The 16538-nt window shown below is 68.2% G+C and carries 11 protein-coding genes; 7 read left to right on the forward strand and 4 right to left on the reverse strand.

All coding sequences use genetic code 11. From position 1 onward, the window contains the following. Positions 1-369 precede the first annotated feature (369 nt). Positions 370-2466, forward strand: coding sequence for a M13-type metalloendopeptidase (locus QMX79_RS15395; RefSeq protein ID WP_282247500.1), 2097 nt, complete (start codon positions 370-372; stop codon positions 2464-2466). Positions 2467-2529: 63 nt separating this feature from the next. Here QMX79_RS15395 and QMX79_RS15400 read toward each other — a convergent pair whose 3' ends face one another. The 4 genes from QMX79_RS15400 to rlmJ all read right to left on the reverse strand — a co-directional run bounded on the left by QMX79_RS15400 (position 2530) and on the right by rlmJ (position 8182). Further along, a complete protein-coding gene (locus tag QMX79_RS15400) occupies positions 2530-3111 on the reverse strand; it encodes an HD-GYP domain-containing protein (protein WP_282247501.1) in 582 nt (193 codons plus the stop codon). Between the two features lie 61 nt (positions 3112-3172). Continuing rightward, positions 3173-6640 (reverse strand): transcription-repair coupling factor, encoded by a 3468-nt coding sequence (mfd, locus tag QMX79_RS15405; protein ID WP_282247502.1) that lies wholly within the window; start codon positions 6638-6640, stop codon positions 3173-3175. A 38-nt stretch (positions 6641-6678) separates the two neighbouring features. Continuing rightward, positions 6679-7230 carry a GNAT family N-acetyltransferase gene (locus QMX79_RS15410; protein WP_282247503.1) on the reverse strand — a complete coding sequence of 184 codons (552 nt, stop codon included), beginning with the start codon at positions 7228-7230 and terminating at the stop codon, positions 6679-6681. Between the two features lie 94 nt (positions 7231-7324). Beyond that, the gene (gene rlmJ / locus QMX79_RS15415) at positions 7325-8182 is read right to left on the reverse strand and encodes a 23S rRNA (adenine(2030)-N(6))-methyltransferase RlmJ (RefSeq protein WP_282247504.1); all 858 of its coding nucleotides are present in this window, start codon (positions 8180-8182) and stop codon (positions 7325-7327) included. 45 nt (positions 8183-8227) lie between these two features. On the opposite strand from rlmJ, the gene creB reads away from it, so the two are divergent. From creB to QMX79_RS15445, 6 genes are all read left to right on the forward strand, one after another. Then, on the forward strand, positions 8228-8923 hold the full coding sequence (creB, locus tag QMX79_RS15420) for a two-component system response regulator CreB (RefSeq protein WP_282247505.1): 696 nt from the start codon (positions 8228-8230) through the stop codon (positions 8921-8923). Between the two features lies 1 nt (position 8924). Continuing rightward, positions 8925-10391, forward strand: coding sequence for a two-component system sensor histidine kinase CreC (gene creC / locus QMX79_RS15425; RefSeq protein ID WP_282247506.1), 1467 nt, complete (start codon positions 8925-8927; stop codon positions 10389-10391). A 31-nt stretch (positions 10392-10422) separates the two neighbouring features. Then, positions 10423-11742: a cell envelope integrity protein CreD gene (creD, locus tag QMX79_RS15430; protein ID WP_282247507.1), complete on the forward strand. Its 1320-nt coding sequence runs from the start codon at positions 10423-10425 to the stop codon at positions 11740-11742. 5 nt (positions 11743-11747) lie between these two features. After that, positions 11748-12188 (forward strand): hypothetical protein, encoded by a 441-nt coding sequence (locus tag QMX79_RS15435; RefSeq protein ID WP_282247508.1) that lies wholly within the window; start codon positions 11748-11750, stop codon positions 12186-12188. Positions 12189-12318: 130 nt separating this feature from the next. After that, positions 12319-16326, forward strand: a complete 4008-nt coding sequence (locus tag QMX79_RS15440; RefSeq protein ID WP_282247509.1) for a DUF6543 domain-containing protein — start codon at positions 12319-12321, stop codon at positions 16324-16326. A gap of 9 nt (positions 16327-16335) precedes the next feature. Beyond that, positions 16336-16538 (forward strand): hypothetical protein (locus QMX79_RS15445; RefSeq protein WP_282247510.1); only part of this gene is annotated, 203 nt, incomplete at its 3' end.

The following is a 16538-nucleotide window of genomic DNA, read 5'->3' on the forward strand; positions in this document are numbered from 1 at the left end:
GCGGCTTGGCGGGACGGTGGGGGTTTGCGGGACACGCCGTGAATCCGTCCATGGAGGCTTGTAGAAAACATCCATGTTTTCTACAGTCCCGCAAACCCGCCCCGTCCCACCTCCGACGAATTGTCGGAGGCCACGGAAGATCAAAGGCAGGTCATGCGTACGGCGTAGTGACACGCCATGCGTGTCAGCTCTTCGCATCCGCACACGGAATGCACGAGGGGAGGCCCGTAACAACTGATACGCCAACGCTTTCCGCGCACAGCCAAGAGCGCGCCTGTGACCTTTGGCCGGTCCAAGTACAGCCCACCCGCGCTACGCTGCCCGATTGCCCGTATTGCGGGCGATGCTTCCCTGTAGCCGGAGAGTCGAATGAAGTTTTCCAAGCTGGTCCCGCTGGGCCTGACCGTTGCCATCGCCGCGTCGCTGGCGGCCTGTGGCAAGACCGATACCGCGCCGGCTGCCGCCGTGGCCGATGCCAAGCCGGCGTTTGATCTGTCGCAGATCAAGACGCCGCTGATTTCGCTCAACAGCGCGGACCTGGATCCGGCGATTGCTGCGTGTACCGACCTCAACGGGTTCGTCAACAGCAGCTGGCTCAAGGCCAACCCGGTGCCGAACGACCAGACCACCTGGGGCAGCTTCGAGATCCTGCGCGAGCGCTCGCTGGAAGTGCAGCACGCGCTGGTCCAGCAGGCCGCGGCCAGCCAGGCCAAGGCCGGTTCGGTGGAAGCCAAGATCGGCGATATCTGGAGGACCGGTTCGGATGAAGCCAAGATCGAAGCGGCCGGCATTGCGCCGCTGCAGCCGCAGCTGGACAAGATCGCCGCGCTGAACGATACCGCCGCCATCACCCAGTACCTGCGCGACAGCCAGGCGCAGGGCCAGGGCGTGCTGTTCTCGCTGTCGGCCAACGCCGATTACAAGGACTCGGCCAATGTCATCGCGTATGTCGGCCAGGGTGGCCTGGGCCTGCCGGAAAAGGGCTATTACTTCGACGAATCGCAGGCCAAGATCCGCGAGGCCTATGTGGCCTACATCGCGCAGGCGCTGACCCTGTCCGGCGTGGATGCCGCGCAGGCCAAGACGCAGGCGCAGGCGGTGATGGACTTCGAAACCCGCCTGGCGAAGGCGTCGCTGTCGCGCATCGAGCTGCGCGATCCGGCCAAGCGCTACAACCCGGTCAGCGCGGCTGAAGCGGACAAGCTGACCCCGAACTTCAGTTGGACCGTGCTGTTCGACACCCTGAAGGTGCCGGCCGCGCAGAAGTTCTCGCTGGCCCAGCCGGCGTTCTTCGGCGAAGTGGACAAGATGCTCACCGAGGTGCCGGCTTCGACCTGGCAGGCGTACCTGCGCTTCCACACCGTCGATGATGCTGCGCCGTACCTGAGCAGTGCGTTCGAGAAGGCCAACTTCGATTTCTACGGCACCACCCTGCGTGGCCAGAAGGAAATGCAGCCGCGCTGGAAGCGCGTGCTGGAGTCGGTCAACACCTCCATCGGCGAAGGCCTGGGCCAGCTGTACGTGGACGCGGTGTTCCCGGCCGAATCCAAGGAGCAGATGCAGCACCTGGTGGAGAACCTCTCGGTGGCGCTGAAGGCGCGCCTGGAGAAGCTGGAGTGGATGGGCGAAGACACCCGCAAGAAGGCGCTGGAGAAGTGGGCCAGCTTCACCCCGAAGATCGGTTACCCGGACAAGTGGCGTGACTGGTCGGGCTTCGAGACCAACGCCGACAGCTACCTGGGCAACATGCAGGCCGCGCGCGCGTTCAACTACCGCTACATGCTCAACAAAATCGGCAAGCCGGTCGACAAGACCGAGTGGGGCATGACCCCGCAGACCGTCAATGCCTATTACAACGCGACCAAGAATGAGATCGTGTTCCCGGCGGCGATCCTGCAGGCGCCGTTCTTCGATGCCAAGGCCGATCCGGCGCTGAACTACGGCGGCATCGGTGCGGTGATCGGCCACGAGATGATGCACGGCTACGATGACTCGGGCAGCCAGTTCGCGGCCAACGGCAACTTCGACAACTGGTGGACCGACAGCGACCGCAAGGCCTTCACCGGCCGTACCGACCAGCTGGTGGCGCAGTTCGATGGCTACGAATCGCTGCCGGGCGTGAACGTGAAGGGCAAGCTGACCCTGGGCGAGAACATCGGCGACCTGGGCGGCCTGACCGTGGCCTACGACGCGCTGCAGATGGCGCTGAAGGAGAACCCCAAGGCCAACGTCGCCGTGGATGGCCACAGCCAGGACCAGCGCTTCTTCATGAACTGGGCAACCGTGTGGCGCCGCAACTTCACCGACGGCGAACTGCGCGTGCGCCTGAACACCGACCCGCATGCGCCGGCGAACTTCCGTGCCAATGGCGCGCCGTCGAACATGCCGGCGTTCGCGCAGGCGTTCGAGTGCAAGCCGGGCGACGCGATGGTGCGCGCCGACGACAAGCGCGTGGTGATCTGGTAACTGCCCGCGGTTGAATGAAGAAAAGCCCGGCGCACTGCCGGGCTTTTTTTTGCCCGTTGACCGCTAGGGCTGGCCGTCCATCAGGCGCACGAACTGGGCGAACACGTCCGGGTCCACCTGGCCGCCCTGCAGCCCGGCAAGAATGCCCATCGCCTTGGCGTGCGGCATCGCGCCGCGGTAGGGGCGGGCGGTGGTCATCGCGTCGTAGCTGTCGACGATGGTCAATACGCGCGCACCCAGCGGAATGTCGTTGCCCTTGAGCCCGTCGGGATAGCCGCTGCCATCGACCGCCTCGTGGTGGGCGCGGATCAATCGTGCCACCTCGTCCGCATCGGGGCGACCGGTGGCGGCGAAGATGCGCTCGCCGCGTTCGGGATGGGTGCGCATGATCGCGCGCTGTTCGTCATCCAGGCGGGCAGGGTGCAGCAGCACGTTGTCCGGGATGCCGATCTTGCCGATGTCATGGAAGCGTGCGGCCAGGGTCAAGTGCGTGCGCTGGGCGTCATCCAGATCGCACAGGCGGCCGAGCTGGTCGCCGAGCAGCTCCACCCGGTCGCAATGGAAGCGGGTGTACTGGTCGCGCATCTGCAGCGACATCGACAACGCGTCGATGGAGCACGCCTGGGGAGGGGAGGGGTCGAACATGGCAATACATCGCGGGGGGACGTAGGCGATATGCGCCGGGCGACGTTCGCCCGGCGTGAAATCAACCCGGGGTGAGCGTGGTCAGCAGTGCCTTGGCCGCGTTGAAGCGGTCTTCGGGCAACGGCAGCGGCACCTTGATGCGCAGCTTGTCCGGGCCATCCATGGTGTAGAGCTTGGGCTGCTTCTGGATCATCTGGATGACCGCCATCGGGTCGATGGAGGGCTTGGCCTCGAACACGATGCGGCCGCCGTTCTCGCCCAGTTCCAGCTTGCGGATGCCCAGCGCGTTGCACTGCAGCTTCAGCTCCGCCACCGCGAACAGATGCTTGGCCGCATCGGGCAGCAACCCGAAGCGGTCGATCATTTCCACCTGCAGTTCGCGCAGCTCGGCACTGTCGCGCGCGCTGCTGATGCGCTTGTACAGGGTCAGGCGGGTGTGCACATCCGGCAGGTAGTCGTCCGGGATCAGTGCCGGCACATGCAGCTCGACCTCGGCACCGCGTACTTCCTCGCCCGAATCCAGGTCGGGCAGTTTGCCCAGCCGGATGCTGCGCACGGCGCGCTCAAGCAGTTCGGTGTACAGGCTGAAGCCCACTTCGGCCATCTGCCCGCTCTGGTCTTCGCCCAGCAGTTCACCGGCGCCACGGATCTCCAGATCGTGGGTGGCCAGGGTGAAGCCGGCGCCGAGTTCGTCCATGGAGGCGATGGCTTCCAGGCGCTTCTCCGCATCGGGGGTCATCGAGCGCTTGTCCGGCACCACCAGGTACGCATACGCGCGGTGGTGCGAACGGCCGACGCGGCCACGCAGCTGGTGCAGCTGGGCCAGGCCGAAGCGGTCGGCGCGGTTGATGATGATGGTGTTGGCGTTGGGGATGTCGATGCCCGATTCGATGATCGTGGTCGACAGCAGCACGTTGTAGCGCTGCTTCTGGAAATCCAGCATCACCCGTTCCAGCTCGCGTTCGGGCATCTGCCCGTGGGCGATGCCGATGCGGGCTTCGGGTACCAGCTCGGCCAGGTCGCGCTGCATGCGGCCGATGCTTTCCACGTCGTTATGCAGGAAATACAGCTGGCCGCCGCGCGCCAGTTCGCGCTGGAACGCTTCGCGCAGCAGCGCGTTGTCCCAGGCGGTGATGAAGGTCTGCACCGCCAGCCGGTTCGGCGGCGGGGTGGCGATGATCGACAGGTCGCGCAGGCCGGCCATGGCCATGTTGAGCGTGCGCGGAATCGGCGTGGCGGTCAGGGTCAGCAGGTGCACGTTGGCACGCATCGCCTTCAACGCCTCCTTCTGGCGCACGCCGAAGCGCTGCTCCTCATCCACCACCACCAGGCCCAGGTCCTTGAACTTCACGTCCGGCTGCAGCAGGCGGTGGGTGCCGATGATGACGTCGATGGTGCCGGCCGCCACCTTCTCCAGCTCGGCCTTGATCTCCTTGGTGCTCTTGAAGCGCGACAGCACTTCCACCCGGAGCGGCCAATCGGCGAAGCGGTCGCGGAAGTTGCGGTAGTGCTGTTCGGCCAGCAGCGTGGTCGGCACCAGCACGGCGACCTGCTTGCCGGCGCTGGCGGCCGCGAACGCGGCGCGCACGGCCACTTCGGTCTTGCCGAAGCCGACGTCGCCGCAGACCACGCGGTCCATCGGCTGGCTGCTGGCCAGGTCGCGCAGGGTGGCGTCGATGGCGGCGAGCTGGTCGGCGGTTTCCTCGAACGGGAAGCCGGCCGCGAACGGCTCGTACATCGCGCGGTCCACGTGCAGCGCCAGGCCGGCGCGCGCGCGGCGGCGGGCCTGGATTTCCAGCAGTTCGGCGGCCACGTCGCGGACCTTCTCGGCGGCGCGGCGCTTGGCCTTGCTCCACTGTTCGCCACCGAGCGAATGCAACGGCGCGGTTTCCGGCGATGCGCCGGAGTAGCGGCTGATCAGGTGCAGCTGGGCCACCGGCACGTACAGCCGGTCGCCCTTGGCGTATTCGATTTCAAGGAACTCGCCGGGCATGCCGCCCGCATCGAGCACGATCAGGCCACGGTAGCGGCCCACGCCGTGGTCTTCATGGACGATGGGCGCGCCTTCGGTGAGCTCGCCGAGGTCGCGGATGATCGCCTCGGGCTCGCGCCCGACCCGACGGCTGCGCCGGGTAGTGCCGGCGCGCTCGGGGAACAGCTGGCGTTCGGTGAGTACCGCCAGCGGCGGTGCGTCCAGCGCGAAACCGTCTTCCAGCGGCGCCACGGTGATGGCAAACCGCTGGCCCGCATCGGCCAGGAAGGTCGGCAGGTCGGCCACCACCGGCGGTTTCAGCTCCGCCGACAGCAGCACTTCCAGCAACGCCTCGCGGCGGCCCGGCGAATCGGCGGCGATCAGCACCCGGCCGGGGTAGTGGCCCAGGAACGACTTCAGCGCTTCGCCGGCCGGGGCATCGCGCGCGGCCACCGGCAGTGGCGGCAGCGGCTGGTCGCCGAGCGGTTTGGCTTCGTCGATGCGCGGGTGGTCGGCGCTCCAGACCTCGATGCGCGGCAGCGTGTTCAAGCGCGCACTGAAGGCCTCGGGGCTGAGGTACAGCTCGGTGGGCGCCAGCAGCGGCCGCTCCACGTCATGCCGGCGCTGTTCGAATCGGTTCTGGGTCTGGGCCCAGAACGACGCGGCCGCTTCGCCCACGCCTGGTGCGATCACCGGCAGCGCATTGGGCTGCAGGTAGTCGAACAGCGTGGCGGTCTCGTCGAAGAACAGCGGCAGGTAGTACTCCACGCCGGCCGGCGCCAGCCCGGACTTGAGATCCTGGTACAGCGCGCTGCGCCGGGTATCCACGTCGAAACGCTCGCGCAGGGTGGCCAGCACCCGCGACACGCTCAGTTCGTCCAGCGGGACTTCGCGGCCGGGCAGCATCCGCACCGCATCGACCTTGTCCAGCGAACGCTGGCTTTCCGGGTCGAAGGCGCGGATCGAATCGATGTCCTCATCCAGCAGCTCGATCCGCAGGGGCGCCTCGGCACCCATCGGGAACACATCGAGCAGGCCGCCGCGCACGGCGAAATCGCCCGGGTCCATCACCTGCGGCACGTTGCGGTAGGCGGCGGCCTCAAGCCGGCGCTTCTCCGCATCCAGGTCCAGGCGCTGGCCGACCTTCAGGTCGAAGCTGCCGCCGATGATGTACTTGAGCGGCGCCAACTGCTGCAGCAGGGTCTGCACCGGCACCACCACGATGCCACGGCGCAGCGTGGGCAGCTGGTGCAGTGCGGCCAGGCGCTGCGAAATGATGTCCGGGTGCGGGCTGAAGGCGTCGTAGGGCAGCGTTTCCCAGTCCGGGAAGGCCACCACCGGCAGGTCCGACGCAGTGCCCAGCAGGGTGCGCAGGTCGGACTCGATCTGGTTGGCGCCGTGGTTGTCGCGCGCGATGACCAGCAACGGCCCGTCATGGGTTTCCGCAGCGCGGGCGATGTACCACGCCAGCGCCGTGGGCGATGCGGGAGCGCGCCACCAGGCGCGGAGCTGCCCGGAACGGGGCAGCGGCGGTGCGGGATATGAGGTGCGTGACATGAGCGGTCGATTTTAGCAGACCGCCACGTGATGACCCCTTATTGGCCCGGATCGAGTTCCAGCACCATGCGCACCAGGCCGGGCGTGCCCTGCGGATGCGGGATGGCCTTGAAGCCCAGCGATGCGGCCAGCTGCTTCATGGGTTCGTTCGCTTCCAGCACGTCGCCGTACAGGTGATCGAGGTACTTGCCGCGTCCCCACTTGACCAGCTTGCGCATCAGCTGCCGGCCGAGGCCCTGGCCGATGAGGAACCGGCTGATCAGGATGGCGTACTCCGCATCCTTCGTGCCCGGGATGATCGAGGCGCGCGCCAGCGCACCGACCACCGCGTCACCTGCAGGCAGGTTCTCCGCGGCGACCAGCGTGATCTCGGTCTTGGCGTTGGGGTGGGTCAGCCGCTGCATCGCTTCGTCCGACAGCTCCTTGACCGATTGCGTCAGGCGGTCGCGGACTTCCTCCGGCCCGAACAGGCTGAAGGCTTCCTTCAACGGCGGACCGTCTTCCGGACGAATCGGGCGGATCAGCAGCTCATGGCCGCTGGGCGCTTTGAAAACTTCGTGCCAGGGCGGCATGCGGTTACGGGTAGCCATACCGGTGATTCCTTGGTGGTCTTCGGATTCTCGCATCCCCGGGGGCGCGTTCCGTGAACGAAACGCTCACGCCGTTCAGCCGGCGGTCGTGGCGTTACTCGGCCTGCTTGAGCCACTGCAGGCGGGTACTGGCGCCGGCTTCGCCCAGGTACTGCTTCAGCGCGGGCATGGCCGGAGCCAGCACCTGGTCGAACTGCCAGGGCGGGTTGAGCAACAGCATGCCACTGCCGTTGAGCCGAAGGGGAGAGTCATCGGGCCTAACCAGTAGTTCTACTGTAAGCACCGACTTCACCGGCAGGGCGCACGCCTTGCGCAGGAAGTGCAGGATGGTGCGGCGCTGCTTGATCGGGAACCAGATGGCGAAGCTGGCCTGCGGCCAGCGCGCCAGGATCTCGCTCACCGAGGAGAGGATGCGCTGGTACTCGGCATCCTGGCCCTCGTAGGGCGGGTCGATCAGGACCAGGCCACGGCCGATCTTCACGCCGTTGGCCTTGGGCGGCAGCAGCGCCTTGTTCTGGGCGTAGCCGTCGGCGTGCAGTACCGCCACCCGGCTGTCATGGGCGAACAGCGCCTTGAGCGAGGCCGCTTCGGCATCCTGCAGCTCGCACACGGCCATGCGGTCCTGCTCGCGTAGGGTCTGCGCGCTCAGCAGCGGCGAGCCGGGGTAGCTGATCATCGCGCCGACCGGGTTGTCGGCCTGCACCGCCTTGAGGTAACGCTCGACCACGGCCGGCAGCTTGGGCTGGGCCATCAGCCGCATCACCCCTTCCTCGGCCTCCAGGGTCTTGCGGCTTTCCTCGCTGGCCAGCAGGTAGCGGCCGGCGCCGCCGTGGGTGTCCAGCACGAAGAACGGGCTGTCCTTGCGCTTGAAGGTGTCGAGCAGGGCAAGCTGGACGATGTGCTTGAGCACATCGGCGTGGTTGCCGGCATGGAAGGCGTGGCGGTAATTCATCGGCGCAGTGTACGGGGCGGCGGCCCCAGCGGCTATGCTGCGCGCATGAACCGCCCCCTGCACAACGTCCTGGTCGTCGAAGACGAAGCCGCCATCGCCGATACGGTGCTCTACGCGCTGCGCAGCGAGGGCTACGGGGCCCGCCACTGCCTGCTGGGCGGGCAGGCGCTGCAGCTGCTGCGCCAGGAGCCGGTGGACGTGGTGGTGCTGGACGTGGGCCTGCCGGACATGAGCGGGTTCGAAGTGTGCCGCACGCTGCGCACCTTCAGCGACGTGCCGGTGATCTTCCTGACCGCCCGCAATGACGAGTTCGACCGGGTGCTGGGCCTGGAACTGGGCGCGGACGACTACGTGGCCAAGCCCTTCTCGCCGCGCGAGCTGGTGGCGCGGGTGCGGGCGCGCCTGCGCCGTGCCGTGGCACCGGCCCCTGCGGAGGCGGCTGGCTGGCAGCAGCACGGCCGCTTCGCGATCGACCGCGAGGGCCGCCGGATCCGCTTCGGCGAGCAGCTGCTGGAGCTGACCCGCTACGAATACGCGTTGATGGCCGCGCTGCTGCAGCGCCCCGGCGCGATCCTCAGCCGGGGCCAGCTGATGGATCGCGGCTGGGATACCGATGCCGACAGCGCCGACCGCACCGTGGATACCCACGTAAAGACCCTGCGCGCCAAGCTGCGCGCTGCCGGCGCCGATCCCGACCCGATCCGCACCCATCGCGGCGTGGGTTACGCGCTGGAGGTGTAGCGTGCGGCTGGGGCTGAAACTGTTCCTGGGCTTCTTCCTGATCGTGGGCATCGCCGCGTTCTTCGTGATGCGCATCTTCGTCAACGAAGTGAAGCCCGGGGTACGCCAGGCGATGGAGTCCACGCTGGTCGATGCGGCCAACGTGCTGGCGGAAATGGCCGCGGCCGACCTCAAGGCCGGGCACATCCGCAATGGCCCGTTCGTGGCCAACCTGGCCCGCGCGCAACGGCGCGACCCGAAGGCGATGGTGTGGCGCTTCCCCAAGCGCACGCTGGACTACCGGGTGACCATCACCGATGCACGCGGCATCGTGGTCTACGACTCCACCGGGCAGGACATCGGCCGCGACAACTCGCGCTGGAACGATGTCTACCGCACCCTGCGCGGCGAGTACGGCGCGCGCTCCAGCCCGGAAACGCCCGGCGATGAAGTGCATTCGGTGATGCACGTAGCCGCGCCGATCCACGACCCGGCCGATCCCACCCGGCTGATCGGCGTGCTCAGCCTGGCCCAGCCCAACCGCAGCATCGATCCGTTCATTGCCGCCAGCCAGCGCGCCATCCTGCAGCGCGGCGCGTGGCTGATCGGGCTGTCGGCGCTGATCGGGCTGTTGATGACCGCGTGGCTGATGCACGGCGTGAACCGGCTCAACCGCTATGCCAAGGCGGTCAGCGCCGGCGAACCGGTGCCGCCGCCCAAGCCGCGCCGCGATGAGATCGGCGACCTCGGCCAGGCGCTGGAAACCATGCGCCGCAAGCTGGAAGGCAAGGCGTACGTGGAGCAGTACGTGCAGTCGCTGACCCACGAAATGAAAAGCCCATTGGCGGCGATCCGCGGTGCGGCCGAACTGCTGCAGGAACCGCTGCCCGATGCCGACCGCGTGCATTTCGCGCGCAGCATCCAGGGCCAGGAACAGCGCCTGACCGAAACCATCGACAAGCTGCTGGCGTTGGCCGAAGTGGAACAGCACGGCTGGCTGCAGAAGCGCGAACGCATCGTGTTGGCGCCACTGCTGCGGGCAGCTGCTGACGCGGTGGCGATGCGTGCACAGGCGGCTGATGTCGAAGTGGACATTGAAGTCGCCGACGGCCTGGAGATCCACGGCGATGCCTACCTGCTGCGGCAGGCCCTGAACAACCTGCTGGAGAACGCGCTGGCCTTCTCCCCCCCGGGCAGCCGCATCCAGCTGGGTGCCTCGCGCGAAGGCGACGGCGTGGTGCTGCGCGTGGCCGACCGCGGCAGCGGGGTGCCGGAATACGCGTTGGACCGAGTGTTCGAGCGTTTCTACTCGCTGGCGCGCCCGGCCACCGGCCAGCGCAGCTCCGGCCTGGGCCTGTCGTTCGTGCAGGAAGTGGCGCGCCTGCATGGCGGCCAGGCAAGTCTGCGCAACCGCGAAGGCGGCGGCGCCATCGCGTCACTTCACATTCGCTTCAAATACACCACAAACCCCGCACACCGGCAGCGCTGAAGCTGGCACCCTTCCCAACCGAGGACGGGTGATGAAATCCCTGAAGATGCTGTTGCGGTTCGCCATCGTGGGCGGGCTGATCCTGTTGCTGTTGATTCCGCTGATGATGATCAAGGGCGTGATCAGCGAACGCGAGGCGTACCGCGACCAGGCCTACCTGCGCGTGGCGCAGAGCCGGGCCGGCGCGCAGACGCTGACCGGGCCGATCCGGGTGGTGCCGTGGACCGATACCCGCCAGGTCGAAGTCGTGGACGCGGCCGGTACCAAGAAGATCGAAACCCAGGTCGAGCAGAGCTACTGGCTGCAGATGCCGTCGAAGCTGGTGGTCGATGGCGGCATGCTGCCCGACGAACGCCGGGTCGGGCTGTTCCGCGTGCCGGTCTACACCTGGAAGGCCAAGGTCAGCGCCGAGTTCAGCGACGACGACTACCCGGTGAAGACGGGGCGGGTGTACGGCACGCCGTACCTGGCAGTGGGCATCGCCGACGTGCGCGGCCTGGTCGGCTCGCCCGATCTGAAGGTCGATGGCGAGGCGCTCACCCTGCAGCCGGGCATCGGCGATGTCACCGGCATCGGCAAGGGCCTGCACGTGCCACTGCAGGGCTTCGCCGACAGCACCGGCGGCATGCTCAAGGGCAGCAAGGTGGACTTGTCGCTGGTGCTGGATGGCACCCGTTCGCTGGCGGTGGTGCCGGTGGGCGATGACAGCCGCATCGCCATCCGCTCGCCGTGGCCGCACCCGCTGTTCGGTGGCAGCTTCCTGCCCAATGAGCGCCAGGTGGGTGAGAAGGGCTTCGACGCGGAGTGGGCGGTGTCCTCGCTGGCATCGGAGGCACAGCGCCAGCTGCGCGACAACCGCGACGTGGAGCCGGAAACGGTGAGCGTGGAGCTGGTCAACCCGGTCGACATCTATACCCAGGCCGACCGCGCCAGCAAGTACGGCATCCTCTTCATCGTGCTTACGTTCGTGGGCTTCATCCTGTTCGAGCTGATCAAGCGCCTGCGCATCCACCCGCTGCAGTACCTGATGGTGGGCCTGGCACTGGCGATCTTCTTCCTGCTGCTGCTGAGCCTGTCCGAGCACATTCCGTTCTGGGTGGCGTACGTGGTTTCGGCGGTGGCGTGTATCGGGCTGCAGGCGGTGTACCTGTCTGGCGTGTTGCGCAGCTGGGTGCGGGGCATGGGCTTCGCCGGCATGCTGACCGTGCTGTACGGCGCGCTGTATGGGTTGCTGGTGTCGGAGAACAACGCGTTGCTGATGGGGTCGCTGCTGCTGTTCGCGGTGCTGGCCACGGCAATGTGGATCACCCGCCGGATCGACTGGTACGAACTGGGCGCAAGCCTGAAGTAACGGCGATGACGACGAACTGGCATCGTCGCCTGCAGCAGCGCGCCAGCCGGGCCTTGCCAGCCCGGCTGGGGCGCTGTGCGCTGTTGGGGGACGCCGAGGCGGCGCGCAGCTGGCCATCACCGCTGATGGCATTGCCCGGTGCGCGTACCGCGCCCGGCCTGGTGCGTTTCGCCTTGGTCGCAGAGACCCGTGACGCATTGTTGGCAGGCGGGCTGGACTATCTGCGCGATGCCCGCCATGCGCGTGGACCGCTGCATGGGGACGGCCCGCTGGGCGACTACGAACCCTGGCAGGAGGGAACGGCTGCCATCGAACTGATCAACGGCCGTGTGTCGCTGACATGGCCGCTCGGTGCACGGGTCTACAGCAGCGTGGCCTGTGATGGCACCCGGTGGCTGGCGGTGCTGCCGGTCCAGGGTGAGCTCTGGTACGGCTGGCAACGGTGACGTAAACAACCGATGTCGACGTCGCTTCCGGCATCGAGATGCGCGGGGCGGTGTAGGCGGCACAAGGGGGCGCTGGTACTGGCCATGGATCCGGTTAGGTTCCAACCCCTCGTCACCTCACGACACGACCATGGCGAACCTGACCCCGATCTGCACGGGCCACGTGGACAGCGGTGATGCGCGCGCGACTAGCCTGTCACTGTCCAGCGACGTACGCAGCGCCGGTCCGTCTACTATCTGCAATACGGATGCGTGGTGCCCTGACAGAACCCTGTGGCTCGACGGCGTACCCGGCCCAGCGTTGGATGCACTGTCGGCGGCGTTGCGGCAAGGCCCGCTGGATGCTCACTTTTTCCTCACCCTGGAACCGCGCTTCCACCGCACCGCCATGGCCGCGCCGATGGCGCAGGGGCTGGTGGATGATGCCTTGCCCGGACTGCTGCCGCGCGGGTTGCCGGGCGCACAACGCGCGGCATGGCGCACCTGCCTGGTCGCGCTGCTGACGCTGCCGCGCACGGCATGGGAGGTGGAGTGCGCGGGTCTGCGCGCGCAGCTGACCTGGGCGGTTGCCAGCACGAATTCGCTGCTGGCCGCCATGCGCGATGCGCTGTACCGGCCGTTCGACATGCCACGGCGCGAGTGGAATGCACTCCTGCATGCCCAGCAGGCCCGCGGCGTGCAGGACAGTCGCGAGGTGGCACGGCAGCTGCAGCCCTCAAGGCCCGCCCACCGCGCGATCCAGCGCGACGATGCGCGTGGGCAGCTGTCGCGCTGGATGCCGGCGTTGCCCGACCCGCAGCGGGAACGCGCTGTCGCGCAGGCTGCGGCGATGGCCGCGCGCGAAGGCACCCGGATCGATCCGCGCGCGGCCCTCCCTGTCCTGTTCGACGCGGTGGACCTGGACCATTGCGCGCTGGTCTCCGATGCGCAGCGCCCCTCGGTGCTGGCGGACCTGGAGCGGCTTGCCGGTGGTCCGGCCGATCCGTTGCTGGCGACCAGTGGCGGCCCAGGGGATCGATTGGGGGGCTGGTTGCTGGCGGTAGCCGAACGCGTGGATCCCGCCGCGCGGCGGGCAGCAAGCCTGCGCGCGGCATTGGCCGATGCATTGCTGTTCGTCGCATCGGCGACGCCCCGCGTGCAGGGGCTGTTCGCAGAGCAGCTGCAAACACCTGGCACCGATACGTCCGTCGCATCCGCGGGTGCCACGCCGTGGGCAGGGCCCATTGCGCCGCCGCCTGTCGCTGCGGTGGCATCCGGCGCCGCTGCGCGGGGCGGCGGGCGCGGCCTGCTGGCGTTGGCCGGCGGTCTGGTGGGCAGCGGATTGGGCCTGGCTGGACTGGGCTGGCGATGGGCGTTCGGTGAGGTGCCTCCTGCTGCGCCGGACGTGGTGGCGAGAACGGTGGACCTGCTCGATGCGCTGATCGAGCGTGATGGCGCCGGCTCGATCTGGCACGGCATCTGGAATCGCGTGCATGCGGGTGGGCGCCTGTCCGGAACGACGCTGGTCGACCGCATCGCCGACCTCCTTGAAGCAAACGATGTCGCGCACGAAGTGATCGCTGCCATGGCGGTGCCGGAGGAGAAGGTGGCAGGGATCAACGGCCGGTCGCGCCGCTCCGTGGTCGTCAGCGATGCCCCACACACTCCAGCGCTGGAGGCGGATGCCCGCGCGAGTCTGGAGCTCGCCAGCCGCTCGCTGATCGACATGGCAGAACAGGTGCCCGAGCCTGGCATGGGCGATCTCGGCGCGCCGGCGGGACTGGATGTCGAGCTCACCCGGTCGCGGATACTGACCTGGGTGCAGTCGATGGGCCGCAACGCCAGCGAGCAGCACCACCGGTTGACCGCTGCGTGGCGGGACATCGTTGCTTCGGAGCAGGCCCTGACCGCAGCCTACGAGGCACTGCCGCAGCTGGATGCCCACCTGGCGCAGCAGGTAGCGGCCGACCTGCGCAACGTGACCGGCAAGGTCATCGATCCCACCGGGATCTACCGCAACACCTTCCTGCTGAGTGAACCCTGGCCGGCCTGGGAGACGCACCAGCTGCGTCCTCCCGGTGCCACGTTCCGCAACCTGCACCACCGCCTTCCCTACGACCGGCGCGTACGCAGCGGCCTGGTCAGCGCGCACACGCTGGTCACTGCGGCGCTGCTGCCGGTGGAGGCGGACAGCGTGCATACCGCCCTGTATTACCGGGGCGCGCCGGAAACCTATTTCCCCGTGCAGGAGTGTCGTGAGCTCACGCTGGCGCAGTTCACCCAGGCGGTGCGCGGCCGCAACTACCTGGGCGCGTTTCGCAGCTACTACGACAGCTGCGTGGAACAGGCCTGGCACGGCCACCCCAGCACGGGGTCGGCGCGCTTCCTGGCCGGCATCGGGCGTCGGCTCACGGGTGCGGCGGTACTGTTGAACGCCGCCGGGCACCTGAGTGACGAAGCCACCGCCGTGGTCAACGTGCTGGTCGGTTTCCCCGCGCGGTTCGATCTCAACGAAGCCGCCAACGGTCGCGCACTTGCGATGCCGGGGCGGCAGATCGACGTGCACGCACTGGCGGCCAATGCCAGCGGCCACGGCGTGCCGCTGCACGGGGTGCTGCTGGTGACGGCCAACCCGACGCCCGAACAGCCCGAGCCTGTCACCCTGGTCATCAGTACCACGCGGACCCCGCTGGTGGAGGCATTCGGTTCCAGCGCCCAGGCGCTGCAGCAGCTGTCCAGCGAAGTCCCGCACCAGCTGTACGCACGGGTGGCCGCCAGCGAGCATGCCCGTTGGCAGAACGGCAGCCTGCCGGTGGTGCAGGCGTATGTGATCGATGGCGATTTCCGCTGGGCGATGTTCCTGCAGGCACTGGAGCTGCGGCATGCACAGCTGCGCATGCCGGCGCGCACGCCGGCCCAGCTGCGCGACGCCTTCAATACACTGGACGCGGCATTGGCGCTGCAGCACCTGCCGGTGCCGGTGCCGGTCCTGGCCGGGGCCGGGGAGCTGGTGGCGCTGGATGTGGCGGGGCTGACCGCGCGGCGCGCGGCGCACTGGATGGCCCGCTTTCCGCCCGACACGCCCGGTGCGCTGCGCAACGCCGGCATGGAGGGCGCACGCTGGCTGCATGCGCTGAGCGTGGGGCGCAGCCTGCTCGAACGCGCGTACCCGATGCTGGTGCCATTCGTGCAGCAGCGGCTGGACGATGAAATCATGCGCCGTTACCGCATCGCCTTCGACAGCAGCTGCTGCTACGTGGTCGCGTTCAGTGGGGGCGTTGCCAGTGAGCAGGCCCAGAGTGGCTGGGTGCACACGCGTGCCCAGCGGCAGCAGGTGGCCAGCTTCGCCGAGTGTGCGATGAGCCGCGCCGCCGGATTCGAGGAGGCATCGGCGCAGCGGCTGGGGCTGTATACCGCCGGGGACAGCGCGTTCTTCGACGAGAACAGCGAAGTGGTTGGCCTGCAGGCGGGTCAGCTGCTGTCGATGGCGCGCGAGCTGGACGTGCAGGGCGATTACCTGGCCGCCCTGGACGCCTTCTGGCAGCGCCACGAAACCGATGTGCGTACCACGCTGCGCGGCGGCTACCTGTACGCCTGCTGGCAACAGCACGCGGAAGGCTCGCTGTCGCAGCGCGGCATGCAGCTGGCGCTGGGCGTGTTCGGCAGCATGACCGCAGGCCAGTCGCAGCAGCCGGACTACACGCCGGTGCCGGCCAATGGCACGCACGCCGGCTGGCTGGAAATCCATGGCACGCCCTCGAGCGTGCTGCACATCGGCGACAGCCGGGGCCCGGAAGTGCTGCTGTACTTCGCGCATGATCGCAACCGGTTCCACGAGTTCGCCAACACGGCGGACATGACCGGCTGGATCGAACGTGCGGTGGCCACCGAGGTGGGGCGGCGGTGGCTGGAAGGTGCCTTCGACCTGGCCGATCTGCAGGATGGCTGGATCTCCAACGGCGTGCACACGGCGTTGGGCAACGGCGCACGTGCGATGTTCGGCACGGGCCGCGTGGCGGCGCCGATCGAAGGCGAAGCCTCGCAGGCGCTGGTGCGTCGCCTGCGCGAGCGCTCACGGCGCGACGCGCAGACCCTGATGACCTCGCCGTGGGAGGCGTTCCGGCGCCGATGGCTGCCGCGGCTGGAGCGCTTTGACTAGGCGGTGGGGTTGGCCAGCGTGCTCATTCCGCCGTTGCTGCCCGTGGTGTTGATCGGCTCGGCAGCCGAGCTGGGCATCGGGCTGGAACAGAGCATCGACGGCGACACCGTCCAGCAGCGGCGCGCGGGCGCCGGCGCGGCGGCCGGCGGCCTGCTCGGGCTGGCCCTGTCGGCGCCTCTGGGCACCCGGCGGCTGGTCGCGCTCGCCGCGCG

This window comes from Stenotrophomonas sp. PS02300 (genome assembly GCF_029959395.1).
GTDB lineage: Bacteria > Pseudomonadota > Gammaproteobacteria > Xanthomonadales > Xanthomonadaceae > Stenotrophomonas > Stenotrophomonas maltophilia_AD.